The following is a 24,945-nucleotide window of genomic DNA, read 5'->3' as shown; positions in this document are numbered from 1 at the left end:
CTCAGTGCTCCTTGTGGCCGGAGTCGTGTCCGTTCGAGGCGGGGACCGACTTCTGGACCTGGACGAGGAACTCGACGTTCGACTGCGTCTCGCGCAGGTTGCGCAGGACGATCTCGAGGGCCTGCTGCTGGTCGAGTCCGGCCAGGGCCCGGCGCAGGCGCCAGGTGATCTTGACCTCGTCGGGGCTGAGCAGCATCTCTTCACGACGGGTGCCCGAGGCGTTGACGTCGACGGCGGGGAAGATGCGCTTGTCGGCCAGGTGGCGCGACAGGCGGAGCTCCATGTTGCCGGTGCCCTTGAACTCCTCGAAGATGACCTCGTCCATCTTCGAACCGGTCTCGACGAGAGCGGTCGCGAGGATGGTCAGCGAGCCACCGTTCTCGATGTTGCGCGCCGCGCCGAAGAAGCGCTTCGGCGGGTACAGGGCCGACGAGTCGACGCCACCCGAGAGGATGCGGCCCGACGCGGGTGCGGCCAGGTTGTACGCACGGCCGAGACGCGTGATCGAGTCGAGCAGCACGACGACGTCGTGGCCCAGCTCGACGAGGCGCTTGGCGCGCTCGATGGCCAGCTCGGCGACCGTGGTGTGGTCCTCGGCGGGACGGTCGAAGGTCGAGGCGATGACCTCGCCCTTGACCGTGCGCTGCATGTCGGTGACCTCTTCGGGGCGCTCGTCCACGAGCACGACCATGAGGTGCACCTCGGGGTTGTTGATCGCGATGGCGTTGGCGATCGACTGCAGCACGAGGGTCTTGCCCGCCTTCGGCGGCGAGACGATGAGACCGCGCTGCCCCTTGCCGATCGGTGACACGAGGTCAATGATGCGGGTCGAGAGCTTCTGGGGCTCGGTCTCGAGACGGAGGCGCTCTTGCGGGTAGAGCGGGGTCAGCTTGTTGAACTCGACGCGCTTGGCCGCCTCGTCGACGGGCTGGCCGTTGATCGAGTCGATCCGGACGATCGCGTTGTACTTCTGGCGCCCCTGGCCCTGGTCGCCCTCGCGGGGCTGACGGATGGCACCGACGACCGCGTCGCCCTTGCGCAGGTGGTACTTCTTGACCTGGCCGAGCGAGACGTAGACGTCGCTCGCACCGGGCAGGTAGCCCGTGGTGCGCACGAAGGCGTAGTTCTCGAGGACGTCGAGGATGCCCGCGACGGGGATGAGGACGTCGTCCTCGCCGATCTCGGGCTCGACGTCGTCGTTCTGGCCACCACGGCCACGCTTGCGGTCACGCTGACGACCACGGCCCTGTCGGCCGCCTTCGTCGTTCTGGCCGCCGGACTGGGGGCCGTTGCCGGACTGCTCACCGCGGGCGGCGTCGTTCTTCTCGCCGGCCTCACGCTGGGCCTGCTGCTCGGCCTTCTGGTCGGCGCGCTGCTGCTCGCTGCGCTGCTGGCCGTTCTGCTGCTGGTCGCCGCGCTGCTGGCCGTTCTGCTGCTGCTGGCCGTTCTGCGGGGCGTCGGCCTTCTGAGCGCCGTTCTGCTGGCCACCGTTCTGCTGGCCACCGTTCTGGTCGGCCTGGGCCTGCTGCTGACCACCCTTGCCACGGTTGCGGTTGCGGCTCCGACGGCCACCACCCTGCTGGCCACCGTTCTGCTGGTCGCCGTTCTGCTGCTCGGACTGGGCCGGGTCGGACGCCTGCTGGTCGGTCTCGCCCTGCGGGCCGGAGCCGACCTCGTCGGTGGACGCGGTCGGGGCCGTCTCGGCGGACGCCGACTCGTCGGCGGCCGGGGCCTCGACCGACGCGCCGGGCTGCGCGGCGTCGGCGGCGACGGACGCGTCGGAGGCGCGGCGCGAGCCGCGACGGCGGGACGGGCGCTCGGAGGCGACGACCTGCTCGGTCGGGGCCTGCTCGGTCGGAGTCTGCTCGGCGGCGGTGGCCTCGACGGTGGCGGCTTCGGTGGCGGGAACCTCGACGAGAGGGGTGACACCGGTCTCGCCGGCGTTGACGTGCGCGCCGGCGGCACGGGACTCGGGAGCCCCGGCCGCGGACGTGGCACGACGCGAGCCGCGGCGGGCGCGGGTCGGTGCCTCGGCGGGCTCGGTGGCCGCCTCGACCACGGGAGCCTCGGCGCCCTCGGCGACAGCGGTCTCGACCGAGGCCGGGACGCCGGCGTCGACGACCCCGTCGAGCGTCGGCTGGGGGGCGACCTCGACGGCGGCCCCCTCGCCCTGCTTCGCCGCGATGGCGGCGACGAGGTCGCCCTTGCGCAGCTTCGAGATGCCGCTGATGCCCAGCGACGAGGCGAGGGCCTGCAGCTGGGGCAGGCGCATGGCGGTGAGTTCGGGCGTGGACGGCGCAGCGGCGCCGTTCTGGACGTCAGTCACGAGTGATGGGTTCCTTTCGCTCCCCCGCGTTGATCGGCGGGGCAGAGCTGGTCACACCTCGTGGTCTCGGACCTGCACTGATCGGGTTCGCCCCGAGGGGCTGACCCTGTGCCGGCTCTGCCCTGAACGAGCAGCTGCTCGGGATGAGCAGGAGGCCTGGGAGGTGCGGTGCGCGCCGACCAGATCGGCAGACGAACACTGCTAGATGTGCACTACGGGATGTGCGACCCGGGGACTCGAAGACTTGTGACCCCACGCGGAAGCCCCCACGAAGAACGGCGGAGACGAAGCTAGATGCCCAGGAAATCTGAGTTTTCTACCGGGTGCGGCACCACTGTAGCACCTTTGAGATCGACGGCCAGCATCAACGGACGCCACTCCGACACGGCGTGTTCCCGCACCAGCTCGGCGGCGAACAGCCGCTGCGCGGGGTCGCTGCCGAGCACCAGGAGCGAGGGACCGGCACCCGAGACGACGGCCGCGAGCCCGGCGTCGCGGAGCATGCGGATGAGGGCGTCGGTCTCGGGCATGGCACTGGCGCGGTAGCTCTGGTGCAGGCGGTCCTCGGTGGCCGCGAGCAGCAACTCGGGACTCTGCACGAGGGCCGCCACCAGCAGCGCCGACCGCGACACGTTGAACGTGGCGTCCTCGTGCGGCACGGAGGCGGGCTGCAGGCTGCGGGCCAGTTTGGTCGAGAGGGTCGACTCGGGCACGAACACCACGGGCGAGACCCCACGGTGCACGAGCAGGCGCTTGTGCGACGGGCCGTGCGAGTTCATCCAGGCGATCGTGAGACCGCCGAACAGCGCCGGCGCCACGTTGTCGGGGTGCCCCTCCATCTCGGTCGCCAGGGCGAGCAGCGCCGCCGAGTCGAGCTCGACCGTGCCCTCGAGGAGCCCCTTGGCGGCCATGATGCCCGAGACGATCGCGGCCGCGGACGACCCGAGTCCCCGGCCGTGCGGGATCGCGTTGCGAGCCCGGAGGCGCAGCCCGGGAAGGGGGACGTCGACCGAGGCGAAGGCCGCGGCGACGGCCTGCACGACGAGATTCGACCCGTCGGTGGGCACCTGACCGGCCCCGACGCCCGTGACCTCGACCGAGACCCCGGGCTCATCGGTCGCCGTGACCTCGAGCTCGTCGTAGAGCGAGAGCGCGAGGCCCAGCGTGTCGAAGCCGGGGCCGAGGTTGGCCGAGGTCGCGGGGACCTTGACCAGCACCGAACGCCCGACGACCCCGGAGGTCATGCAGAGGCCGGTGCGAGACCGAGCACTTCGGCCACCCGGGCCGTGTCGCTCGCGACCACGGTCGGCTGCACGTCGCTGCCGTCGGCGCGACGCAGGGCCCACTGGGGGTCCTTCAGGCCGTGGCCGGTGACGGTGAGCACGACGGTGGCACCGGCGGGGATGACCCCGGCGTCCGCACGCTCGAGCAGACCCGCCACGCTGATGGCCGACGCGGGCTCGACGAACACGCCGACCTCGGCCGAGAGGATCTTCTGCGCGGCGAGGATGGCCTCGTCGGTGATGGCGCCGAACCAGCCGTCGGTCAGGTCGCGCGCCTCGAGGGCGAGCTGCCACGAGGCGGGGTTGCCGATGCGGATCGCGCTGGCGATGGTCTCGGGGGCCTTGACGACCTCACCCGCGACGATCGGCGCCGACCCGGCCGCCTGGAAACCGAACATGCGCGGCAGCTTCGTGGCGCGACCGATCTCGAGGTCCTCGCGGTAGCCACGCGTGTAGGCGGTGTAGTTGCCGGCGTTGCCGACCGGGATGAAGTGGAAGTCGGGGGCGTCGCCGAGGACGTCGACGACCTCGAAGGCTCCGGTCTTCTGCCCCTCGATGCGGTCGTTGTTGACCGAGTTGACCAGGTGCACCGGGTAGTTCGCGGCGAGGTCGCGCGCGATGTCGAGGCAGTCGTCGAAGTTGCCCTGGATCTGCAGCAGCTGGCCGTCGTGCGCGACGGCCTGGCTGAGCTTGCCCATGGCGATCTTGCCCTCGGGCACGAGCACGGCGGCCGTGATGCCGGCGTGGGCGGCGTAGGCCGCGGCCGAGGCCGACGTGTTGCCGGTGGACGCACAGATGACGGCCTTGGCGCCGTGCTCGACGGCCTTCGAGATGGCCATCGTCATGCCGCGGTCCTTGAAGGAACCGGTCGGGTTCATGCCCTCGTACTTGACGTAGACCTTGGCACCCGTGCGGTTCGACAGCGCCGGAGCCGGGATGAGCGGCGTGCCGCCCTCGCCCAGCGTGACGATCGGGGTGGCGTCGGTGACGTCGAGACGGTCGGCGTATTCGCGCAGGACACCCTGCCACTGGTGGGCCATCAGGCTCCTTCGACTCTCAGCACGCTCGTGACGGAGTTCACGACCGTGGCGTTCTTCAGGGCGGTCACCGTCGCGGCGAGGTCGGACTCGCGCGCCCGGTGGGTGCCGATGATCAGCGTAGCGGTGGCCACGGCGTCACCCTCGACCGTGACGCCCGGCGTCGCACCCGACGTCTGCTCGACGCTGTGGACGCTCACGCCGTGGTCGCTGAGCACCCCGGCGACCTCGGCGAGCACACCCGGCTGGTCGGCCACGTCGAGCGTGATCTGGTACCGGGTCGACACACGGCCGATCGGCAGGACGGGAAGGTTCGCATGGGTGGACTCGGCGACGCCCGGGCCGCCGATGACGTGCCGTCGAGCGGCCGAGACGAGGTCGCCCAGCACGGCGGACGCCGTCTCGACTCCCCCGGCGCCGGCGCCGTAGAACATGAGGTCGCCGGCCGACTCCGCCTCGACGAAGACGGCGTTCTTGGCTCCGTGCACGGCCGCGAGCGGGTGGCTCAGCGGCACGAGCGCCGGGTAGACGCGGGCGCTGACGCCCTCGACTCCGTCGTCGTCGACCAGGCGTTCGCAGATGGCGAGGATCTTCACGACGTACCCGGCCTTGCGCGCGGCGACCACCTGGTCGTGCGTGACGGAGGTGATGCCCTCGCGGTGCACGGCGGCGAGGGGCACGGCGGTGTGGAAGGCGAGGCTGGCCAGGATGGCGGCCTTCTGCGCCGCGTCGTAGCCCTCGATGTCGGCCGTGGGGTCGGCCTCGGCGTACCCGAGGGCCGTGGCCGTCGCCAGGGCGTCCTCGAGGCTCGAACCGTCGGTGTCCATGCGGTCGAGGATGAAGTTGGTCGTGCCGTTGACGATGCCCATGATGCGCTGGACGCGGTCGCCGGCGAGGCTGTCGCGCAACGGGCGGATGATCGGGATGGCCCCGGCCACGGCGGCCTCGTAGTAGACCTGTGCGCCGACCTGCTCGGCGGCGTCGAAGAGCTCGGTGCCGTGGCTCGCCAACAGGGCCTTGTTGCCCGTGATGACGTCGGCCCCCGAGTTGAGCGCCTGCAGCACGTAGCTGCGGGCCGGCTCGAGTCCGCCGATCAGCTCGACGACGATGTCGGCGCCGACGATGAGCGACTCGACGTCGGTCGTGAACAGCTCGCGCGGCAGGTCGACGTCGCGGGGCGCGTCGACGTCGCGCACGCCGATGCCGACGAGCTCGAGTCCGGCGCCCGCGCGCCCGGCGAAGTCGTCGCCCTGCTCGAGCAGCAGCCGCGCCACCTGCGACCCCACCGAGCCGGCGCCCAGCAGGGCGACCCTCACGTTGCGGTATTCGATCATGTCAGTCCGTTCTCGGGTGCTTCGTCGTCGGGGTGCGGTGCTCGCACGAGGTCAGGAGGCGCGGGTCGATCCGTCGAGGCCGGCGTCGCGGGCCAGCAGGTCGGCTTCGCTCTCGCCCCGCACGATCACGCGGGCCCGGCCGTCGCGCACGGCCACCACGGGGGGACGCCCGACGTGGTTGTAGTTGCTCGCGAGGCTGTGGCAGTAGGCGCCGGTGGCGGGCACGGCGAGCAGGTCGCCCGGGGCGACGTCGCCGGGCAGGTAGTCCGCGAGCACGACGAGGTCGCCGCTCTCGCAGTGCTTCCCGGCCACGCGCACGAGCGCGGGCGGAGCCGAGGAGGTGCGGTTCGCGATGCGCACGGAGTAGTCGGCCGCGTAGAGGGCCGTCCGCGCGTTGTCGCTCATGCCCCCGTCGACGCTGACGTACCGTCGAACCGCGCTGCCCTCGTCGGAGGAGACCGTGACGTCCTTGATGGTGCCGACCTCGTAGAGCGTGGTGCCGGCGGGGCCGACGACGACGCGCCCGGGCTCGACCGCGAGGAGGGGCACGTCGACGCCGAGGCGGAGGCACTCGGCCTGAACGATGTCGGCCAGGGCGACGGCGAGGTCGTCGAGCGGGCGGGCGTCGTCGGCGCTCGTGTAGGCGATGCCGAAGCCGCCGCCGAGGTTGAGCTCGGGGACCGGACCGGACGCGAGCAGGTCGGCGTGCACGGCGAGCAGGCGACGGGCGGCCTCGGCGAAGCCGTCCGAACCGAAGATCTGCGAGCCGATGTGCGAGTGCAGTCCGACGAACTCGAGTGAGGGCTGCCGGCGGATCGAGTCGACGATCTCGGCGGTCTCGGAGAGCGGGACGCCGAACTTCTGGTCCTCACGGGCGGTGGCGAGGTACTCGTGGGTGGAGGCGTGCACGCCCGAGTTGACCCGCAGGCGCACGCGCTGGACGCGCCCGTGACGCTCGGCCGCCGCGGCGACCCGGCCGACCTCGGCGGCGTTGTCGAGGACGACGGTGCCGATGCCGGCCTCGACCGTGCGGTCGATCTCGGCGAGCGACTTGTTGTTGCCGTGGAACCCCATGCGGGCCGGGTCGACGCCCGCGGCCCGGGCGACGGCGAACTCGCCGCCGGTGCAGATGTCGACGGCCATGCCCGCCTCGGCCACCCAGCGGGCGACCTCGGCCGAGAGGAACGCCTTGGCGGCGTAGTAGACCGTCGCCGTCGTGCCGATGCGGGCCGCCTCGCGCTCGAACGAACGGACGGCCTCGACGGCCCGGGTGCGGGCGTCGTCCTCGTCGAGGACGTACAGCGGGGTGCCGAACGACGCTACGAGGTCGGAGGCGGTGACACCGCCGAGGACGAGTTCGCCGTCGGACGACCGCTGGGCCGTGGCCGACCAGACCGCCGGATCGAGGGCGTCGGCGTCGGTCGGCTCGACGAGCCAGGCAGGGGCCAGGGGGTTCGGGGACACGCGGACCTCGGGGGTTCGAAGGACGGGGAACGACATCAGAGCCTACCCACCGCCGGCGACCGTGACGGCCACGGTCGGGACGCCCTCGACGGCGGAGGCGAGGTCAGGAGCAGGAGCCCTTGGTGCCGATGCCGCTGGACGAGATCGGCAGGCCCGGCGACGTGACGTCGAGGGTCGCCGCCGACGACGTGACGTCGACGCCGGTGAGGGTGGTGCCCTGGGGCAGGTACTGCGCCGCACACACGTCGAAGGCGTAGCCGCCGATGAAGGGCGCGAGGTCGAGCGACACCGACGTGTCCCGGAGCGACGCCGTCGTCGGCGTGAGCGAGATGACCCGGCCCTCGCTCGTGATCGAGGGCGTGGCGACGACGTCCACGGGGACGACCGTGTTCACCAGCGGGATCGTGAAGTCGCGGGCGTAGGTGACCTGCCCGTCGCCGAACGAGATCGCTCCTCCGCTCTCTTGCACGGCCGCCAGACCGTTGACGGTCGCCGCGTCGGCGGTGACCGTGCCGGTGATCGCGCCGGTCGAACCGCTCAGGTCGGTCGGGACGTCCCGGACGTCGAAGTCGAACGAGAGCCCGCCCGACGACCCGGCGGACGAGATGGTGGCCTGGTCGATGGTGCCCTGCACGAGCTGCCAGAGCATCGAGAAGCCGCCGATCTGCACGTCGACCGGGCCGGCGGCGTCACCGAGCTGCTGCGAGATCTGCTTCTCGGCCTGGTCCTCGGCGACGGTCCGGACGACGAGGTCGGCGACGACGGCGAGGATGCCGAGGACCACCACGAGACCGACCAGCACGAAGAGGAAGATGCCGAAGCCTCGACCCCGGCGGCGGGCGACGGGCTTGGCCTCGAAGAAGTCGGAGTCGATGTCGCTCATCGGGCCATCTTGTCAGCCGGGCGGCGAGGATCACTCACGCCGCGCCTCCTGCGGTCGAGGCCGAGGAGGCGCGGCGCGGGAGGTCACATGCGGTCCGGTGCCGAGACGCCCAGCAGTCCGAGCCCGTTGCGGATGACCTGGCCCGCCGCGTCGTTGAGCCACAGGCGGGTGCGGTGCAGGTCCGTGACCTCGTCGTCGCCGAGCGGCGTGACGCGGCAGTTGTCGTACCAGCGGTGGTAGGTGCCGGCGAGCTCTTCGACGTAGCGCGCGACACGGTGCGGCTCGCGCAGTTCGGCGGCCTGGACGACGACGCGCGGGAGCTCGGACAGGGCGCCGAGCAGGGCGCTCTCGGTCTCGTGCGTGAGCAGCGAGGCGTCGAACGCGTCGCGCGTGACCCCGGCGGCCTCGGCGTTGCGGGCCACCGCGCGGGTGCGGGCGTGGGCGTACTGGACGTAGAAGACCGGGTTGTCGTTGCTGCGCTTGGTGAGCAGGTCGAGGTCGATGTCGATCGAGCTGTTCACCGGGCTGCGGACCAACGAGTACCGGCCGGCGTCGACGCCGACCGCGTCGACGAGGTCCTCCATCGTGACGACGGTGCCCGCGCGCTTGGACATGCGCATCGGTTCGCCGTCGCGCAGCAGGTTGACCATCTGGCCGATGAGGATCTCGAGGTTGACGCCGGGTTCGTCGCCGAACGCCGCGCACATCGCCATCATGCGGCCGACGTAGCCGTGGTGGTCGGCGCCGAGCATGATCAGGTTGCGCTCGAAGCCGCGCTCGCGCTTGTCGAGGTAGTAGGCCAGGTCGCCGGCGATGTAGGCGGCCTCGCCGTCGCTCTTGACGATGACGCGGTCGCGGTCGTCGCCGAACTCGGTGGTGCGCAGCCAGGTCGCGCCTTCGGACTCGTAGACGTGGCCGAGTTCACGCAGGCGGGCGACGGCGCGCTCGACGGCCTTCGACTCGTGCAACGAGTTCTCGTGGAAGTAGACGTCGAAGTCGACGCCGAAGTCGTGCAGCGAGGACTTGATGTCGGCGAACATGAAGTCCACGCCGGCCGCGCGGAAGACCTCCTGGGCCTCCTCCCGCGGTAGGGCGCGCAGGTCGCCCTCGTGCGCCGCGGCGACCCGGGCGGCGATTTCGGCGATGTACTCGCCGCCGTAGCCGTCCTCCGGGGTCGGCTCGCCGAACGAGCGGGCGATGAGGCTGCGGGCGAAGCGGTCGATCTGCCCGCCGTGGTCGTTGAAGTAGTACTCGCGGGTGACGAGCGCGCCCTGGGCCTGGAACACGCGGGCCAGGCTGTCGCCCACGGCGGCCCAGCGCACGCCGCCGAGGTGGATGGGGCCGGTGGGGTTGGCCGAGACGAACTCGAGGTCGATCGTGACGCCGCGGTAGTAGTCGCCGCGCCCGTACGCCTCGCCCTGCTCGACGATGGACCGCGCGAGGAGACCCGCGGCGGCGGCGTCGAGGCGGATGTTGATGAATCCGGGGCCCGCGACGTCGACGTCGGCGACCCCGTCGACCTCGGCCAGCTCGGCGGCGATCTCGGTGGCGAGCTCGCGCGGGTTCGTGCCCACGCGCTTGGCGAACTTCATCGCCACGTTCGATGCCCAGTCACCGTGGTCGCGGTTCTTCGGCCGCTCGAGCGCCACGTCACCCTCGGTCACCGCCACGTCGACGGTGCCTCGGCGCTCGAGGACGCCCTGGACGACGGCGAGCAGGGACGTGGAGAGTTCGGCGGGAGTCACGAGGGTCGATCTTACCGGCAGCCACGGGGCCGACGACGAGCCCGCCGTCGGTGATGATGGGGGGATGAGCCCTGCCCCGACCCGCTCCCCCGTCGTCCTGCGCACCCTCGTCGTGACGGGTGCCCTCGCCCTGTCCCTCACCGCCTGCACGGCCCCGTCGCAGGCCGCACCGAGCGCCACGCCGACGTCGGGTGCGCAGGCCTCCGCGACCCCCGGCGCGACGCCGACCGCGACGCCGACGCCCGACCTCGTGAGCACGCCGTTCACGATCGACTGCGACGACCTGCTCGACACGGGCTCGCTCTCGTCCTGGTACCCGGGCTTGGCGGTCGTGCCGGACGAGAGCGCGAGCGGCGACGAGAGCCGCGACGGCGAGGCCCTGCAGCAGGTGGCCGACTCTGGCGGCACGACGTGCACGTGGCAGGACTCCGGCGGCGCCACCGTCACGGTCGGCGTCGCGCACTTCGACCCGGACAGCCTCGACGAACTGGCCAACGAGCTCGTCGCCACCAGCAACTCGGTGCCGACCTTCGGCGTCGAGGGCTACTTCGACACCCCCGGCGAGATCGGCACGGCCGAGGCGTTCTCGTCCCCGGCCTTCGTCGTGGCCCGCTCGACGACGTTCCTCGAACCCGGAGACGCCGAGCCGGTCGTGTCGGCCGTGCTCTCGGCACTGAAGCAGGTCGGCTGAGACCGAGGGCGGGAGGCCAGAGGGCGGGAGGCGCGGGGGCGGGAGGCGCGAGGGCGGGAGGCGCGCTCGGGTGAGGGGCGCGACCTAGGCGACCAGCGCCTCCTGGTCCGTTCGCGAGGCGGCGGTCGCGGCGAGGCGCCCCGACTCGACGGAGGCGGCCAAGGAAGCCAACAACGCCTCGAGCTGACCGACCGGGGCTCCTCTGTCTTCGGGGTGCCACTGCACGCCGACGACGGGGGCCGAGTCGTGCTCGACGGCCTCGACGGTGCCGTCGGAGGCGCGGCCGACGACGCGGAGGCCTCGGCCCAGGCGGCCGACGGCCTGGTGGTGCGCGCTCTGCACGACCGGCGCGGTGCCGAGGGCCCGGGCGAGGCGACTGCCGGGCTCGAGCCCGACGGCGTGCGGGTGCATGAGCTGGTCGACCGGCGCGTCGGGGGTGCGGTGCACCCCGTCGTGGTCGTCCAGGTGTTGCACGAGGTCCCCGCCGAGGGCGACGTTGATCACCTGGTGGCCGCGGCAGACGCCCAGCAGAGGGGTGCGGCGGGCGACCGCGCGGCGCACGAGGGCGAGCTGGGCCTCGTCGGCCACGGGGTCGTGGCGACCCTCCCCCGGGTAGCCGGTCGCGCCTCCGTAGAGACGGGGTGAGAGGTCCTCGCCGCCGAGGACGACGATCGCGTCGGCGTCGGCGGTCACGCGCAGCAGCTCGTCGGTGCCGAGGTCGCCCGCGGCGAAGCGCGTCGCCTGCCAGCCCGCGGCCTCGGCGGTCGCCCTCACCCGGGAGTTCATGTCGTCGACGTAGGCGTGGTATTCGGGGGCCTGCGGCCGGTGTCTCGTGACCTCGACCACGGCGAGACGCATCGAGGCGACGGTGGGATCGCTCGGGCGGGTCGACGGGGCGCGGTACGAGGGCATGCCCCCAATGCTGCCGTCGGGGCCGACGGCCTGCCAGGTGCGTGTCGCCGCGTTACGTCCGGGCCACGGCCGCGCAGTCGGTACCAGCCGTGGCGGTCAGGGCCACAAGGAGGCGCGGGTCCAGCCGTCGCCGTCGCGGTCGTACCGCAGGCGCACCTGGTCGCGGCCCGTGGTGGCCTGCCAGAACTCGATCGAGGTGGGGTCCACCCGCCAGGCGGTCCAGTCGTCGGGCACGAGGGTGTCGTCGGACTCGATGGCCGCCTTGGCCTCGGCCAGACGACGGCGAGTCTCGGCCTCGTCGGTGATCGGACTGCTCTGCGGCTGCGTCACCGCGACGGCACGGGAGTCGGGGTGGCGAGCGGTGAAGTCCTTCTCGCTGACGTCGCGAGGGCCGGGCGTCGCCCGACCGAGCACGCGGACCTGGCGGCCCTGCTCACGCCAGTAGAGGGTGAGGGCCACCCGCGGGTTCTCGGCGATCTGGCGTCCCTTCGGGCTGATCGACGAGGTGGCGAACCAGAGGGCACCGTCGTCGACGTCCTTGAGCAACAGGGTACGGGCCGTCACGTCACCGTCGGACGACGAGGTCGAGATCACCATGGCGTGCGGCTGGGCGACGTCCTGGTCGACGGCCTCGACGAGCCACGCGACGAACTGGTCGACCGCGTCGTCGGCCACGTCGTCGACGTCGAAGGTGGGCAACTCGGGGTGGAAGACCTTGGCCGAGCGGAGGCGGTCGCGCAGGGTCGGGCCGTCGGGGGCGGTGCGGTCGGAGCGGATGCCGTTCTCGGCTCGGTCGGTGCTGGTGTCGTCGGTCACTCCCCCACGATGCACCCCCACACCGTCGGGTCGTCCCAGACGCGGCCGATTCGCTGCTAACCTGGACGACGTTCCCGGGCCCCCATAGCTCAGGGGATAGAGCACTGCCCTCCGGAGGCAGGGGCGGCAGTTCGAATCTGCCTGGGGGCACCACATCGTCACTCTCACCAAAGTTCTCCTGTCGCGACGGTTTTGCTCTCGCGACGGTTCTCCTCTCGCGACAGCCTCGGCGTCGAGGCCACGCCGCTGCCGGGATCGGTCAGTCGGGCTGCTGGCGGCGGGCGCGGTCGGCTTCGTCGCGCTCGAGCTCGCGGCGCAGGACGCGCTCGGGGACGGCGACGTGCTCGGCGGCCTGACGCATGCTGGCACCCTCGGCACGCAGCTGGCGGGCCGCGTCGAGGCGGCGTCTCGAGACCGGGGGCTTCGGGGTCTGCGCCACCCGCGCCTCCTGGCGTTTGCGGGTCTCGGCGCGGTGCAGCTCGCCGCCGACCTGCTCGTCGAAGCGGGCCAAGGCGGCGGTGACGCGGAAGAAGAAGCGGCCGTAGGCGTTGAGCTCGTCGATCTGCTCGTCGATCGAGCGGAAGGCGACGCCGAGCGCGTCGAGGGTCGCCATCACACCGACCAACTCGGCGACCGAGCGGCCGATGCGGTCGACGTTCGTCACGACGAAGACGTCGCCCTCGCGCAGGCTGCCGATGGCCTTGGCGAACTCGGGGCGGGACTGCCTCGTGCCGGTGGAGTGGTCGACGAAGATCTGCTCGCATCCGCCGACCCGGAGGCGCTCCGTCTGCCGGTCGGACGACGGGTCGTCTCGCGAGATGCGGGCGTACCCGACGACGGTCACGGGCGGCCTTCCGACGAGAGGGGGCGGGCAGAGAGGTGAGGCCCCGCCGACGGCGAGGCCTCGAGGACGGTCGCCCGAGGGCATCCGTCAGTGGATCGTCGTGCTCAACTGTAGGTGAGCGCGATGACCGCGACGTCGAGCGTGCGGTACGAACCCTCACGCCGGACGGCGGTGCGGACGCGACCCCGCAGGACCTCGAACAGCCCGTCGGTCTCGTGCACGAACCCGATCACTCCGGCGGTCGGCGTCGACACACGGTGGAACCCGTCGCCCAGCGGGACGACCTCCGCTCGGGACGTGCGCTCCAAGACAGCACCCATGATGTCTCCTTCATCGTTCTCCGGCCCGTCTGGTGGGCCGTGATCGCAGCGTACCCCGCGAGTGGGGTACACGACCCTGCGGAGTCGTCAGGTTCGCCGTCTCGTTCGCACCGCGGACAGCCGACGGATGCATCGCCGTGCGATCAGGCCGTCGGGGCCTCGGGCAGGGCCCCGCGACGCCGCCGACGTCCGGCCGCGATGGTCACCCCGACGCTCGCGGTGGTCACGCAGGCCAGGGCCACGACTTCGCGCACCCCGAGCGCCTCGCCCAGCACGACGAGCCCGGCCAGCGCGGCCACCGCCGGCCCCAAGCTGGACAGCACCCCGAACACCCGGGTCGGCAGTCGCCGCAGCGCCACCGATTCGAGGGCGTACGGGATCGCCGAGGTCAGCGCCGCCACCACCAGGAAGACCAGCAGGAGGCGCGGGTCGGCCCGGACGGCCACCGTCGCGTCGTGTGCTCCGAACGGCACCACGACGACCGCAGCGACGAGCATGGCGGTCGAGAGGGCACCCATCGGGTCGCGTCCCCGCCCCAAGGCCGCGTTCGCCAGGATGTAACAGGCCCAGAACGCCCCGGCACCGAGGGCGAGCAGCACACCAGCGATCGGGATCGAGCCGGTCGAATCGGAGCCGAGCAGCACGACCCCGGCGAGGGCGAGCAGGGCCCAAGCCGCGTCCCACCACCGCCTGGTCTGCACAAGGGCGACGACGAGCGGACCGAGGAACTCGAGGGTGACCGCCACCCCGAGCGGCACGACGTCGATCGCCAGGTAGATGAGAGAGTTCATCCCGGCCAGGGCGAGACCCAGCACGAGCACTCCGAGCCAGGTGCGGCGCGGCCACCGCCACGGGCGCGGGCGGAAGACCAGCACCAGGAGGGTGGCGCCGAACGCGAGGCGGAGTGCAGCGGCGCCCAGGGGCCCCAGGGCCTCGAAATGTGTCTTGGCGAGGGCCGCCCCGAACTGCACCGAGACGATCGCCGCGACGGCGAGCAGGGGCGACGGCACACGGCCGAGGGGGCTGGGGTTCACGGGGCTCCGGGTTCGTCACGGGGTGCGCGGCGGCACAGTACGATCGTGGCATGAGCGACGCCTTCTCCGTCATCTCGCCGGTGGTGGAGCTCTTCGGCTGGTTCGGGTTCATCGTCGGCACGCCCTTCCTCCTGGCCGGCTGGGTGCTGCGGCGCCGTGCGACCCGTCTCGAGAGCACCGTCGGCGTGGTCATCCCGCCGCCCGACTGGGCCCGGGCCGCGACCGCCCGGTGGATGGACGTCGACGGGCAGCTGCACGAGACGCAGTTCGGCGACGTCCCGGTGACGACGCCGCTCGAGACCGAGCTCACCGTGCACTACGACCCGGACCGCCCGCACCGTGCCCGCGTCCATCCGCCGCACGACGACGGACGGGCGCCCCGCACCGTGGGGGTCGTGCTCTACGCGGTCGGGGCGGTCTGCGCCGTCGCGTCGGTCGGTCTGCTCTTCGTCTCCTGACCCGTCCCGTGACCGGGTCGTCGCCGCCCGATCCGTGCGCACCACGACGCGGGCAGTCTGACGGGGGCCGTCGATAGACTCCCCCGCAACGAGCGAGGGGAGCGTCGTGAGCACGAGCGCAACGACCGGCCGACGATCGACGATCCGAGCGGTCACCGCCGTGACCACGGCGATCCTGACCCTGGTCGGCGCGGTCGCCCTCGGCGCGGTCCCCGCCCACGCGGTGGAACCGGTCGACCTCTCGGGCGCCTATGTGGTCGACCAGGCCGACGTGCTGTCGAGCGCGGACGAGACCGAGGTCACCGACGCACTCGACCGGCTCTCGACCGACACCGGCGTCAACCTCTTCGTCGTCTACGTCGACTCGTTCTCCTCCCCCGCCGACCGCACGGCCTGGGGTGAGGCCACGGCGTCCCTGAACCAGCTCGGCACGAACGACGTCCTACTCTCGGTGGCGGTCGACGACCAGCTCTACGACCTCTCGGCCGACACGTCCGTGATCTCGGAATCCGACCGACAGGCGCTCCAGACCGACGTCGTCGTCCCCGAGCTGCGTGACGGCGACTGGGCCGGCGCCGCCGTCGCCCTGGCCGACGGCATCCGCAGCGACGAGGCCGGCCCCGACCTCAGCTGGGTGCTCTGGGCGCTGCTCGTGCTGGTCCTCGTCGCGGTGGCCCTCGCCTTCGTGTTCGTGGTCCGCCGGGCACGACGTCGACGCCGCGAGTTCGACGCCCAGAAGGCCGATCAGGACGAACTCGACAAGCGCGCGGCACGCGTGCTGGTCGCCCTCGACGACGAGTTGACCGCGGGCGAACACGAGGTCGGCTTCGCCGCCGCACAGTTCGGCGACGACGCGGCCCGGCCGTTCGCCGAGGCACTCGACGCGGCCCGGGTGCACGCTCGCGAGGCGTTCGCCCTGCAGCAGAAGCTGGACGACTCCGTCCCCGACTCCCCCGAGCAACGCCGCGAGTGGACCACCCGCATCATCGAGTTGTGCGAGGCGGCCGACACGTCGCTCGCCGAGCAGTCCGCCGCGTTCGACGAGCTGCGCGAGGCCGAGAGTCGCGCTCCGCGCGACGTGGCGGCCCTCCCCGGCGAGATCGAGACCCGACGGGCCCGGCTCGTGAAGGCCCGCACCGTCATCGGCGAGCTGACCACGATCTACTCGGCGCGGGCGGTCGCGTCTATCGACCAGAACGACGACCAGGCCGATCGCCTGCTCGAGTTCGCCGACGAGCGGACCCGCACGGCGGCGACCGCGGTGGCGTCGTCCTCCACCTCAGAGGCCGTCATCGCCGTCCGTGAGGCCCGTCAGGCCCTGGCGCAGGTCGACCAGTTGCTGAGCGCGGTCGACGGGGCCGCCGAGTCGCTGCGGACGGCGGGCGGCACGATCTCGGCGATGACCCTCGACCTGCGGCGAGACATCGCCACCGCCGAAGGCCTGCCCGACGGCTCGGCCCCGCAGGGCGTCGACGTCGCCGGCTCCGTCTCGGCCGCACGGGCCTCCGTCGCGCGGGCCGAGACGACGACCGACGACCCGCTCGCCGTCGTCGCGTCGCTCGGTGCCGCCAACGACCGCATCGACCAGGTGCTCGCCGCCGTGCGCGAAGACACCGAGAAACAGCGACGGGCCCAGGCGGCGCTCGACCAGGCGCTGCTGACCGCCCGCAGCCAGATCAGCGCCACCCGCGACTTCATCGAGACGCGTCGTGGCGGCATCGGCCCGCAGCCGCGCACCCGGTTGTCCGAGGCCGAACGCCACCTGGCCACCGCGGTGTCGCTCGCGACGTCCGACCGCGACGCCGCCTTGTTCGAGGCCCACCAGGCCGTCCAGCTGTCGCAGGCTGCGGCGGCCGGCGCCGAGGCCGAGGTCTCGTCCTACCAGCAGGCGAGCCCGTTCGGAGGCGGCATGGGCACCCGCGGGTCGGCCGGGGCCGACCTCGGCGGCATCGTCACCGGCATGCTGCTTGGTGGACTCTTCAGCGGGGGTGGCGGCGGCTTCGGCGGTGGAGGCGGCGGCTTCGGCGGGGGCGGCGGAGGCGGCGGCTTCGGCGGTGGCGGCGGCGGAGGCGGCGGCCGCAGCTCCGGCGGCGGCCGGTTCTAGATCCGCCCGTCACGGTCCACGCCCCGCCGCGCCCCGCCCGCACGAGCAGCACCACGAGTACGACGAGCACCACCCCACGGCACCACCTCTCGAAAGGACGCACCATGGCAAAGCAGTCGATCTTCGGACGCATCGCGCAACTGACCCGCGCGAACATCAACAGCCTGCTCGACCAGGCCGAGGACCCCAGCAAGATGCTGGACCAGATGGTCCGCGACTACACCAACAGCATCGCCGAGGCAGAAGAGGCCGTCGCGACCACGATCGGCAACCTGCGCCTGCTCGAGCAGGACCACGCCGAGGACGTCGCCGCCGCCGCCGACTGGGAGCGCAAGGCACTGGCCGCGAGCAACAAGGCCGACGAACTGCGCTCGTCGGGCAACACGGTCGACGCCGACAAGTTCGACGCCCTCGCCCGCGTGGCCCTCGGCAAGCAGCTGCAGAGCGAGAAGGAGGCGAAGACCGCCGAACCGCAGATCGCCTCCCAGACCGATGTCGTCGACAAGCTCAAGACGGGGCTCACGGGCATGCGGTCCAAGCTCGACCAGCTCGCCGCCAAGCGCGACGAACTCAACGCGCGCTCGAAGACCGTCGAGGCGCAGACCAAGGTCGCCGACGCCGTCCAGAGCATCGACATCCTCGACCCGACGAGCGAGATCAGCCGCTTCGAGGACAAGGTCCGACGCGAAGAGGCCAAGATGCTCGGTCGTCAAGAGCTCGCCGCCTCGAGCCTCGACGCGCAGTTCGAGAGCCTGGACGACCTCGGCGAGCAGACCGAGGTCGACGCCCGCCTCGCCGCCCTCAAGCTCGGCGCGCTCGACAAGTGAGCCAGCCGCTGCCCCGCACGCCGGCACCGGTGGAGTTCCCGCCGGTGCCGGCGCGCCGGGCGGCACCCCGCCTGATGGGCGTCGACGTCGCCCGCGGCCTCGCTGTGATCGGCATGTTCGCGGCCCACATGTGGCCTCGGCTGCTGCTCGACGAGCGCGTCTTCGACGGGCGGTCGGCGATCCTCTTCGCCACCCTCGCGGGGGTCTCGCTCGGGCTCGTGTCGGGAGGCGCCCGGCCGACGGCCCGCGGCGGTCGAGGGCGGGTCGTCGGCGGCATCGCCATCCGGGCCGGCCTGCTCATCGTGCTGGGCCTCGCGCTGCAGGCCTGGAACCCCTACCTCCTGGTGATCCTGCCGTACTACGGCGTCATGTTCGTCCTGGCGCTGGGGCTGCTCTTCGCCCCCCGGGCCGTGCTGCTGGCGGCCGCCGCGCTGCTCGCCGTCGTGGCCCCGTGGCTGGCCTCGTCCGTCCCGGTCGACGCCTACGGCGACACCGCCCTGACCGGCGCCGCCGGGCTCGCGACCCAGGCCCTGCTGGTCGGCGCCTATCCGGCCCTGGTCTGGACGCCCTTCCTGCTCGTCGGTCTCGCCGCGGCGCGCTCCGACCTGACCCGCACCCGCACCCAGGTCACGCTGCTCGTCGTCGGGACGTCGGCCGCGATCGTGGGGTACTCGGCGCGCTTCCTGCCCGGCGCCTCCTCGGTCCCCTGGCTCGACCCGGCCGACCACGAGGGCATGCCGGCCGAGATCGTGGGCTCGGGCGGCGTCGCCGCCGCCGTGCTCGGGCTGCTGTTGCTCGCCACCACCGCGCGCCGTGCCGTGACGCCCGAGGGGCAGGGACGAGGAGGCGCGGCTGCGGTCGTCCGCACCGTTCTGCGACCCGTCGCGGCCACGGGCGCGCAACCGCTCACCGTCTACACGGCACACGTGCTGATCACCGCGCCGTTGTTCACCGTGTACCGGTTGTCCGACCCGACCGCCGCCTACGGCCTGCCCCTCGGCCACCTGGTCGTCGCCGTCGTCCTCACGCTCGTCTACGCCACCCTCTGGCAGCGGTTCGTCGGGCGCGGGCCCCTCGAGCGAGCGATCGGCGCGCTGAGTCGCCCCTGGACCTGGAGCACGGGCACCCGCCCGTGACAGACTGACGCCCGTGAGGTTCGTCGTGGTTCCACAGTGGCAGGGTTCTCCGTCGTCGCGCGCGATGCGGCTCGCCGAGGGCGCCTACGCGATCCTCGGCGACCTCCCGTCGACGGCCACCACCATGGTCGAGGTCCCGGTGGGTGCGGGTGACTCGCTCGGCACGCGGGTGCACCGGCTCTCGTCGGTGCTCACCATCGCCGAGTCGGTCGGACGCGAGCTGCGGACCGACGACTCCCCCGCGATCGTGGTGGGCGGCGACTGCGGCGTCGAGTTCGCGGCCGTCCGTCATGCCGTCACCCCTCGCACCGCCGTCGTCTGGTTCGACGCCCACCCCGATCTCCACAGCCCGCGCAGCAGCGAGAGCGGTGCCTTCAGCGGCATGGTGCTGCGGGCCCTGATCGGCGACGCCACCGAAGACCTCCCGACCATCGGCCCCGGCCCGACGCCCGAGCCGCTCGACCCTGCCCGGGTCGTGCTCGCGGGGGCGCGCAGCTACGACGACGCCGAAGACCGCTACATCGAGAGCCGTCACGTCCGCACGGTGTCGTCGCTCGACTTCGACCCCGCCGAGGTGGTCGCCGCCGTCGAGGCCTCGGGGGCCACCGAGGTCTACCTGCACGTCGACCTCGACGTGCTCGACCCGGGAGTGATCGAGGGCCTGCTCGACCCCCAGCCGTTCGGCCTCGAGCTGAGCGTCCTGATCGAGACGATCACGGCCCTGAAGGAGCGCTTCACCCTCGTCGGCGCCGGCCTGTGCTCGTTCGCGCCGGTCGACGCCGAGGCGGCCTCCGACGACCTGGGCGCGATCCTGCGCATCCTCGGGGCCCTGTCGCGATGAGCGCCGACCCGATGAGCGCCGACCGGACGAGCGCCGACCCGGTGGACCCCGCCGCCTCGGGCGACGACCGTCCGCGCGTGACGGTCGAGCGCGACGGCCACGTGCTGCTCATCGGCCTCGACCGGCCAGAGAAGCGCAACGCGGCCGACCTGCGGATGCTGCGCGAGCTGGCCCTGGCCTACGGCGAGCTCGACCACGACCCCGACCTGCGCGTCGGGCTGCTCTTCGCCCACGGCGACCACTTCACCGCCGGCCTCGACCTCGGCGACGTCGTGCCCGCGGTGACCGCCGAGGGCCTCGACGTCGTCCCCGAGGGGGGCCTCGATCCGTGGCAGGTGCACGGTCGCCAGGTGAGCAAGCCCGTGGTCATGGCCGTGCAGGGCACCTGCCTGACGCTGGGCGTCGAACTCGCCCTGGCGAGCGACGTCGTGGTGGCGAGCCGCGACGCCCGCTTCGGCCAGATCGAGGTGAGCCGGGCCATCCTGCCGTTCGGCGGCGCGACCATCCGCCTCCCCCGCCGGGTCGGCTGGGGCGACGCGATGCGCTACCTGATGACCGGCGACCTCCTCGACGCCGAGGAGGCGCGGCGAATCGGGGTCGTGCAAGACCTGGTCGACGTCGGGTCGGCTTTCGACCACGCCCTCGACCTCGCCCGGCGGATCGCGGCGCAGGCTCCCCTGGCCGTGCAGGCGACGCTGGCGAACGCCCGGCTCGCGGTGCGCGAGGGCGATGCCGCGGCCGAGGCCCGACTGCAACCCGAGCTCGTGCGGCTGCTCGCCTCGGACGACGCCCGGATCGGGTTCGAGGCCTTCGTCTCGCGGACCGCCGCCGAGTTCACGGGACGCTGACCGCGCCTCCTCGGCCGTGGGCACACGAAAGAGCCCGCCCACCCCGAAGGGTGGACGGGCTCGAGAACGAGGCGGATCGGCCTACTTGAAGACGTCTTTGACGTCTTCGCCGACCTTCTTGGCGGAGGCACCGGCCTGGTCCTTCTGACCTTCGGCCTTCAGCTCGTCGTCGCCCTTGCGGTCGCCGAGAGCTTCTTTCGCCTTGCCGGCGATGTCCTGAGCGGCGTTCTTGATCTTGTCGTCGAGTCCCATGTGTGCCTCCTCGTAGGTTGACGCGCTCCACCGCAAGGATCGCGGTGGTGCGCTGATGTGAGGGACGTTACCCGCGCCTCCCGGATCTCGCTCAGGCCGTTCAGGAAAGACCCAGGAGGGTTTCACGAAACGGCCATGTCCCCCGGGGAACCCGCCTGAGAACACAGGACCCGGGGAGACTAGCGTCGGGGCCATGACGACTTATGACCTCATCGTGATCGGAGCCGGCGCTGTCGGCGAGAACGTGGCCGACTACGCCACCCGCAACGGCCTCAAGGTGGGCCTCGTCGAAGCCGAGCTCGTCGGTGGCGAGTGCTCGTACTGGGCGTGCATGCCCTCGAAGGCGCTGCTGCGGTCCAGCGCCGTCGTCCGCGCCGCCAAGTCGCTCGACGGGGCCAAGCAGGCCGTGACCGGCGACGTCGACGTCGCCGCCGTGCTACGTCGCCGTGACTCGTTCACCAGCAACTGGGACGACTCGGGCCAGGCCGACTGGGTCGAGGGGGCCGGGATCGACCTGATCCGCGGGCACGCCACGATCACCGGCGTGAAGGAGGTCACGGTGAACGGCGAGGTGCACCAGGCGAAATACGCCGTCGCCGCGGTGACCGGATCGTCGGCGCTGCTGCCCGACATCCCCGGCCTCGCCGAGGCGAAGCCCTGGACCAGCCGCGAGGCCACCAGCGTGAAGTCGATGCCGCAGAGCGTCGTCATCGTCGGCGGCGGCGTCGTCGCGGCCGAGATGGCCACGGCGTACCAGCAGCTCGGCTCGACCGTCACCCTGATCGCGCGCAGCGGTCTGCTCGGCGGTCAGGAGCCCTTCGCCGGCGAACTCGTCGCCGACTCGCTCCGCGGCCTCGGCGTCGACGTGCGCCTCGGCGTCTCGCCCTCGAACGTGCTGCGCACCGAGCACGACACGGTCGAGGTCACCCTCGACGACGACTCGACGGTGATCGCCGACGAGATCGTCGTCGCGACCGGACGCGTGCCCCGCACCTCCGACCTCGGCCTCGAGAACGTCGGGCTGACCCCCGGCGAGTGGCTCGACGTCGACGACACCATGCTCGTCAAGGGCACCGACTGGCTCTACGGCGTGGGCGACGTCAACCACCGCGCACTGTTGACCCACCAGGGCAAGTACCAGGCCCGCGCCGCCGGCGAGGTCATCGCCGCCCGCGCGTTCGGCAAGCCCGTGCAGGCCGAGCCGTGGGGCGCCCACGTCGCCACGGCCGACGACGCGGCCGTGCCGCAGGTCACCTTCACCGACCCCGAGGTCGCGAGCGTCGGCCTCACCGCCGACGCCGCCGGCAAGCGCGGCATCGACGTCAAGGTCGTCGACTACGACCTCGCGGCCGTCGCCGGCTCGGCGATCCACTCCGACGAGTACAAGGGTCAGGCGCGCCTGGTCGTCGACGAGTCCCGCAAGGTGATCGTCGGTGCGACCTTCGTCGGCCCGGACGTCAGCGACCTGTTGCACGCCGCCACGATCGCCGTCGTCGGCGAGGTGCCGATCGACCGGCTCTGGCACGCCGTCCCCTCGTACCCCACGGTCAGCGAGGTCTGGCTGCGACTGCTGGACACCTACGGCCGTCCGTGAGGAACCCGCTGATCGACTCCCCGATCTCGAGACTCGGCTGCGCCTGGGCGACGGCCGTCGGTCTCGCGGTCGGGGTACCCCTCAGCGTCGGGCGCGTCCGCGTGGTCGGTGACCTGATCGTGTGCCGCGGACTGCCCCGCTGGGCGTTCAAGCGCGGCGGCACCTGCGTCGGTCGGGTGTACCTCACCCGGGACAACGACGGGCCGCGCGTCCTCGAACACGAGGCCGTGCACGTCCGTCAGTGGCAGACCTACGGCATGCTGATGCCCGTACTGTACTTCCTGGCCGGCAGCGACCCGCTGTCGAACAGATTCGAGATCGAGGCCGGCCTCGAGAAGGGCGGATATCGATGACCCGCACCGTGATCATCACCGGGGCGAGCAGCGGCATCGGCCGCGAAGCCGCCCGCGAACTCGCGAAGGGCGGTGCCGAGATCGGCGTCGTCGGACGCAACCCCGAGCGCACGCAGGCCGTGGCCGACGAGGTGGGCGGAACGGCCTTCCTGGTCGACTACGACCGGCTTGACGACGTCCGGTCGCTCGCCGACCGGTTGCTCGACCGCTACCCGCGGATCGACGCCCTCGCGAACAACGCCGGCGGTCTCGTCAGCGAACGGGGCGTCACGGCGGACGGCTTCGAGCGCACCCTGCAGTCGAACCACCTCGCGCCGTTCCTCCTGACCCGGTTGCTCCTGCCGCGCCTCGTCGAGAGCGGGGGCCGCGTCGTCTCGACGGCGAGCACGGCCAACCTGCTCGGCCACGTGCGGCTGGACGACCTCAACTGGTCGAAGCGTCGCTGGGGCGGTGGGTGGCGCCAGTACGGCACGACCAAGATCGAGACGGTCCTCTTCATCCGCGAGCTGGCGAAGCGCACCGGGCTCGAGGCGTTCTCGTTCCACCCGGGCATCGTGGTCACCGGGTTCGGTTCGGACTCGCGCTCCATGCGGGTCGCGAACGTGCTGACCAACGGCAACTACGGCATCTCGGCCTCGGCCGGTGCCGTGCCGCTGGTCCAGCTCGCCGGGCCCACGACGATCGCGGTCGAGAGCGGCACCTACTTCGACCAGCTGAAGCCGCACGGCCGCCTGCACCGCCAGGCGACCGACCCGCTGCTCGCCGAGGCCCTGTGGGAACGCACCTCCGAGCTCGTCGGTCTGCCCGCCGAGGTCTAGGCGCAACCCGGGGACCAGACGCAGGAGGCGCGACCGACGTGGTCGCGCCTCCTGCGTTCTCGGGGGCCTCGCGTCAGGACTCGGACTTGCCGACCCGCCAGTAGCCCATGAAGGCGACCTGGCGCCGGTCGATGCCGACCTCGCTGACGAGGAAGCGACGGAGCGTCTTGATCGCCCCCGCCTCGCCCGCGAACCAGGCGTAGAGGTCGGAGCTGACGGCGGCACCGCGCGGGTAGTCGCCCTGCGGGACGTCCCAGAGGATGTCGTGGTCGACGTCGACCTCGCTCACCTCGACGCCGTGGTGCCAGGCGGTCACGTAGCGGGCCGTCCAGCGACGGACGGCGATGACCAGGGCCTCGCCGTGGCCGGACGTGGCGTCGCGACGGGGCAGCCAGTGGACGTCGACCCCGGGAGGCGCGACGAGGTCGAGCTCGTCGGCCGCGGTCGGGATCTCGATGAAGACGCACCCCTTGGCGTCCGCCGGCAACGCCTCGACGATGGAGCAGATCGCCGGGGCCGCCGTCTCGTCGCCGGCCAACAGCACGGTGCGCGCGTCGCCAGGTGACCACTCGACCCCGCTGCCCGTGACGCCGCTCGTCGCGTCGGGACCGATCAACATGAGTTCGTCGCCGACCCGCGCACGACCGGCCCAGGCCGAGGCGGGGCCGGTGTCGCCGTGGCAGACGAAGTCGACGTCCACCTCGCGCAGCGCGGGGCGGGCGGCTCGCGCGGTGTAGGTGCGGAAGGCGTTCTGCTGCTCGGGCGGCAGGGCGCGCCACGAGGCGTACCAGTCGTTCGTGGGGAACGTGTCGTAGCCGGTGGCCTCGAGGGGCAGCACGACCTTGATGCGCTGGTCGAGGCCGTCGACGCCGAAGTCGCCCAGGTCGTCGCCGGTGAACGTGATGCGCACGAACGACGGGGCCAGGCGACGGACGGCCGCGACCCGGACGCGGTAGGGACGGTGGGCCGGCTTCGTCGAGCGTTCGACGGTGGCGGTTGCGGTGGATGTGATCGTCATCGAGGGT

Annotated in this window: 24 protein-coding genes and 1 tRNA gene; 11 read left to right on the top strand and 14 right to left on the bottom strand. The window is 72.3% G+C overall.

Annotated elements, in window-relative coordinates; translation table 11 throughout:
* Position 1: 1 nt before the first annotated feature.
* The 7 genes from rho to argS form a co-directional block, all read right to left on the bottom strand.
* On the bottom strand, positions 2–2,326 hold the full coding sequence (gene rho, locus ASG28_RS03735; RefSeq protein ID WP_055972148.1) for a transcription termination factor Rho: 2,325 nt from the start codon (positions 2,324–2,326) through the stop codon (positions 2–4).
* Positions 2,327–2,616: 290 nt separating this feature from the next.
* Positions 2,617–3,570 (bottom strand): homoserine kinase, encoded by a 954-nt coding sequence (gene thrB, locus ASG28_RS03730; RefSeq protein ID WP_055972145.1) that lies wholly within the window; start codon positions 3,568–3,570, stop codon positions 2,617–2,619.
* The gene (thrC, locus tag ASG28_RS03725; protein WP_054145791.1) at positions 3,567–4,649 is read right to left on the bottom strand and encodes a threonine synthase; all 1,083 of its coding nucleotides are present in this window, start codon (positions 4,647–4,649) and stop codon (positions 3,567–3,569) included. The genes thrB and thrC overlap by 4 nt, the downstream gene beginning before the upstream one ends.
* Positions 4,649–5,980, bottom strand: a complete 1,332-nt coding sequence (locus ASG28_RS03720) for a homoserine dehydrogenase (protein ID WP_054145792.1) — start codon at positions 5,978–5,980, stop codon at positions 4,649–4,651. Before ASG28_RS03720 ends, thrC begins: the two co-directional genes overlap by 1 nt.
* Positions 5,981–6,031: 51 nt before the next feature.
* Positions 6,032–7,480, bottom strand: coding sequence for a diaminopimelate decarboxylase (gene lysA, locus ASG28_RS03715; RefSeq protein ID WP_055972141.1), 1,449 nt, complete (start codon positions 7,478–7,480; stop codon positions 6,032–6,034).
* Positions 7,481–7,547: 67 nt separating this feature from the next.
* Positions 7,548–8,327 (bottom strand): LmeA family phospholipid-binding protein, encoded by a 780-nt coding sequence (locus ASG28_RS03710; RefSeq protein WP_054145794.1) that lies wholly within the window; start codon positions 8,325–8,327, stop codon positions 7,548–7,550.
* Between the two features lie 83 nt (positions 8,328–8,410).
* Positions 8,411–10,072: an arginine--tRNA ligase gene (gene argS, locus ASG28_RS03705; RefSeq protein WP_055972138.1), complete on the bottom strand. Its 1,662-nt coding sequence runs from the start codon at positions 10,070–10,072 to the stop codon at positions 8,411–8,413.
* A 64-nt stretch (positions 10,073–10,136) separates the two neighbouring features.
* Here argS and ASG28_RS03700 point away from each other — a divergent pair, with 64 nt between their 5' ends.
* Positions 10,137–10,763: a hypothetical protein gene (locus ASG28_RS03700; RefSeq protein ID WP_055972135.1), complete on the top strand. Its 627-nt coding sequence runs from the start codon at positions 10,137–10,139 to the stop codon at positions 10,761–10,763.
* A gap of 84 nt (positions 10,764–10,847) precedes the next feature.
* Here the strand turns inward: ASG28_RS03700 and ASG28_RS03695 are convergent, their stop codons facing one another.
* Complete coding sequence (locus ASG28_RS03695) at positions 10,848–11,675, bottom strand: gamma-glutamyl-gamma-aminobutyrate hydrolase family protein (RefSeq protein ID WP_235477512.1); 828 nt, start codon at positions 11,673–11,675, stop codon at positions 10,848–10,850.
* A gap of 96 nt (positions 11,676–11,771) precedes the next feature.
* Positions 11,772–12,491 (bottom strand): pyridoxine/pyridoxamine 5'-phosphate oxidase, encoded by a 720-nt coding sequence (locus tag ASG28_RS03690; protein WP_055972131.1) that lies wholly within the window; start codon positions 12,489–12,491, stop codon positions 11,772–11,774.
* A gap of 78 nt (positions 12,492–12,569) precedes the next feature.
* Between ASG28_RS03690 and ASG28_RS03685 the strand changes: the two genes are divergently transcribed.
* Positions 12,570–12,644: transfer RNA gene (locus tag ASG28_RS03685), tRNA-Arg, on the top strand.
* A gap of 106 nt (positions 12,645–12,750) precedes the next feature.
* On the opposite strand, the gene ASG28_RS03680 is transcribed toward ASG28_RS03685, so the two are convergent.
* The 3 genes from ASG28_RS03680 to ASG28_RS03670 form a co-directional block, all read right to left on the bottom strand.
* Complete coding sequence (locus ASG28_RS03680) at positions 12,751–13,335, bottom strand: recombinase family protein (protein ID WP_055972129.1); 585 nt, start codon at positions 13,333–13,335, stop codon at positions 12,751–12,753.
* Between the two features lie 104 nt (positions 13,336–13,439).
* Complete coding sequence (locus ASG28_RS03675) at positions 13,440–13,655, bottom strand: hypothetical protein (RefSeq protein ID WP_157485635.1); 216 nt, start codon at positions 13,653–13,655, stop codon at positions 13,440–13,442.
* A 143-nt stretch (positions 13,656–13,798) separates the two neighbouring features.
* Positions 13,799–14,689 (bottom strand): EamA family transporter, encoded by an 891-nt coding sequence (locus tag ASG28_RS03670; protein WP_055972125.1) that lies wholly within the window; start codon positions 14,687–14,689, stop codon positions 13,799–13,801.
* A gap of 50 nt (positions 14,690–14,739) precedes the next feature.
* On the opposite strand from ASG28_RS03670, the gene ASG28_RS03665 reads away from it, so the two are divergent.
* The 6 genes from ASG28_RS03665 to ASG28_RS03640 all read left to right on the top strand — a co-directional run bounded on the left by ASG28_RS03665 (position 14,740) and on the right by ASG28_RS03640 (position 20,903).
* On the top strand, positions 14,740–15,147 hold the full coding sequence (locus tag ASG28_RS03665) for a hypothetical protein (protein ID WP_043596924.1): 408 nt from the start codon (positions 14,740–14,742) through the stop codon (positions 15,145–15,147).
* A 106-nt stretch (positions 15,148–15,253) separates the two neighbouring features.
* The gene (locus ASG28_RS16715; RefSeq protein ID WP_055972121.1) at positions 15,254–17,251 is read left to right on the top strand and encodes a TPM domain-containing protein; all 1,998 of its coding nucleotides are present in this window, start codon (positions 15,254–15,256) and stop codon (positions 17,249–17,251) included.
* A 104-nt stretch (positions 17,252–17,355) separates the two neighbouring features.
* Positions 17,356–18,078: a PspA/IM30 family protein gene (locus ASG28_RS03655; RefSeq protein WP_054147486.1), complete on the top strand. Its 723-nt coding sequence runs from the start codon at positions 17,356–17,358 to the stop codon at positions 18,076–18,078.
* A complete protein-coding gene (locus tag ASG28_RS03650) occupies positions 18,075–19,214 on the top strand; it encodes a hypothetical protein (protein WP_055972118.1) in 1,140 nt (379 codons plus the stop codon). Before ASG28_RS03655 ends, ASG28_RS03650 begins: the two co-directional genes overlap by 4 nt.
* Positions 19,215–19,227: 13 nt before the next feature.
* Positions 19,228–20,055, top strand: a complete 828-nt coding sequence (locus ASG28_RS03645; RefSeq protein WP_326937854.1) for an arginase family protein — start codon at positions 19,228–19,230, stop codon at positions 20,053–20,055.
* 11 nt (positions 20,056–20,066) lie between these two features.
* The gene (locus ASG28_RS03640; protein WP_082454711.1) at positions 20,067–20,903 is read left to right on the top strand and encodes a crotonase/enoyl-CoA hydratase family protein; all 837 of its coding nucleotides are present in this window, start codon (positions 20,067–20,069) and stop codon (positions 20,901–20,903) included.
* 81 nt (positions 20,904–20,984) lie between these two features.
* Here the strand turns inward: ASG28_RS03640 and ASG28_RS03635 are convergent, their stop codons facing one another.
* Positions 20,985–21,155 (bottom strand): CsbD family protein, encoded by a 171-nt coding sequence (locus ASG28_RS03635; RefSeq protein WP_043595102.1) that lies wholly within the window; start codon positions 21,153–21,155, stop codon positions 20,985–20,987.
* Positions 21,156–21,348: 193 nt separating this feature from the next.
* Between ASG28_RS03635 and ASG28_RS03630 the strand changes: the two genes are divergently transcribed.
* The 3 genes from ASG28_RS03630 to ASG28_RS03620 are packed head-to-tail and all read left to right on the top strand — an operon-like array spanning position 21,349 to position 23,920.
* Positions 21,349–22,749, top strand: a complete 1,401-nt coding sequence (locus tag ASG28_RS03630; protein WP_055972111.1) for a dihydrolipoyl dehydrogenase family protein — start codon at positions 21,349–21,351, stop codon at positions 22,747–22,749.
* Entirely contained in the window at positions 22,746–23,102 is a 357-nt protein-coding gene (locus tag ASG28_RS03625) for a Fe-S oxidoreductase (protein WP_200925253.1), read from the top strand. The genes ASG28_RS03630 and ASG28_RS03625 overlap by 4 nt, the downstream gene beginning before the upstream one ends.
* Complete coding sequence (locus ASG28_RS03620; RefSeq protein WP_055972108.1) at positions 23,099–23,920, top strand: SDR family NAD(P)-dependent oxidoreductase; 822 nt, start codon at positions 23,099–23,101, stop codon at positions 23,918–23,920. Before ASG28_RS03625 ends, ASG28_RS03620 begins: the two co-directional genes overlap by 4 nt.
* A 73-nt stretch (positions 23,921–23,993) precedes the next feature.
* Here the strand turns inward: ASG28_RS03620 and ASG28_RS03615 are convergent, their stop codons facing one another.
* Complete coding sequence (locus ASG28_RS03615; RefSeq protein ID WP_055972106.1) at positions 23,994–24,938, bottom strand: siderophore-interacting protein; 945 nt, start codon at positions 24,936–24,938, stop codon at positions 23,994–23,996.
* Positions 24,939–24,945: the final 7 nt, after the last annotated feature.

It is taken from the genome of Frigoribacterium sp. Leaf415 (genome assembly GCF_001424645.1).
Taxonomy (GTDB): Bacteria; Actinomycetota; Actinomycetes; order Actinomycetales; family Microbacteriaceae; genus Frigoribacterium.
This window is presented reverse-complemented; position numbering and strand designations above follow the sequence as displayed.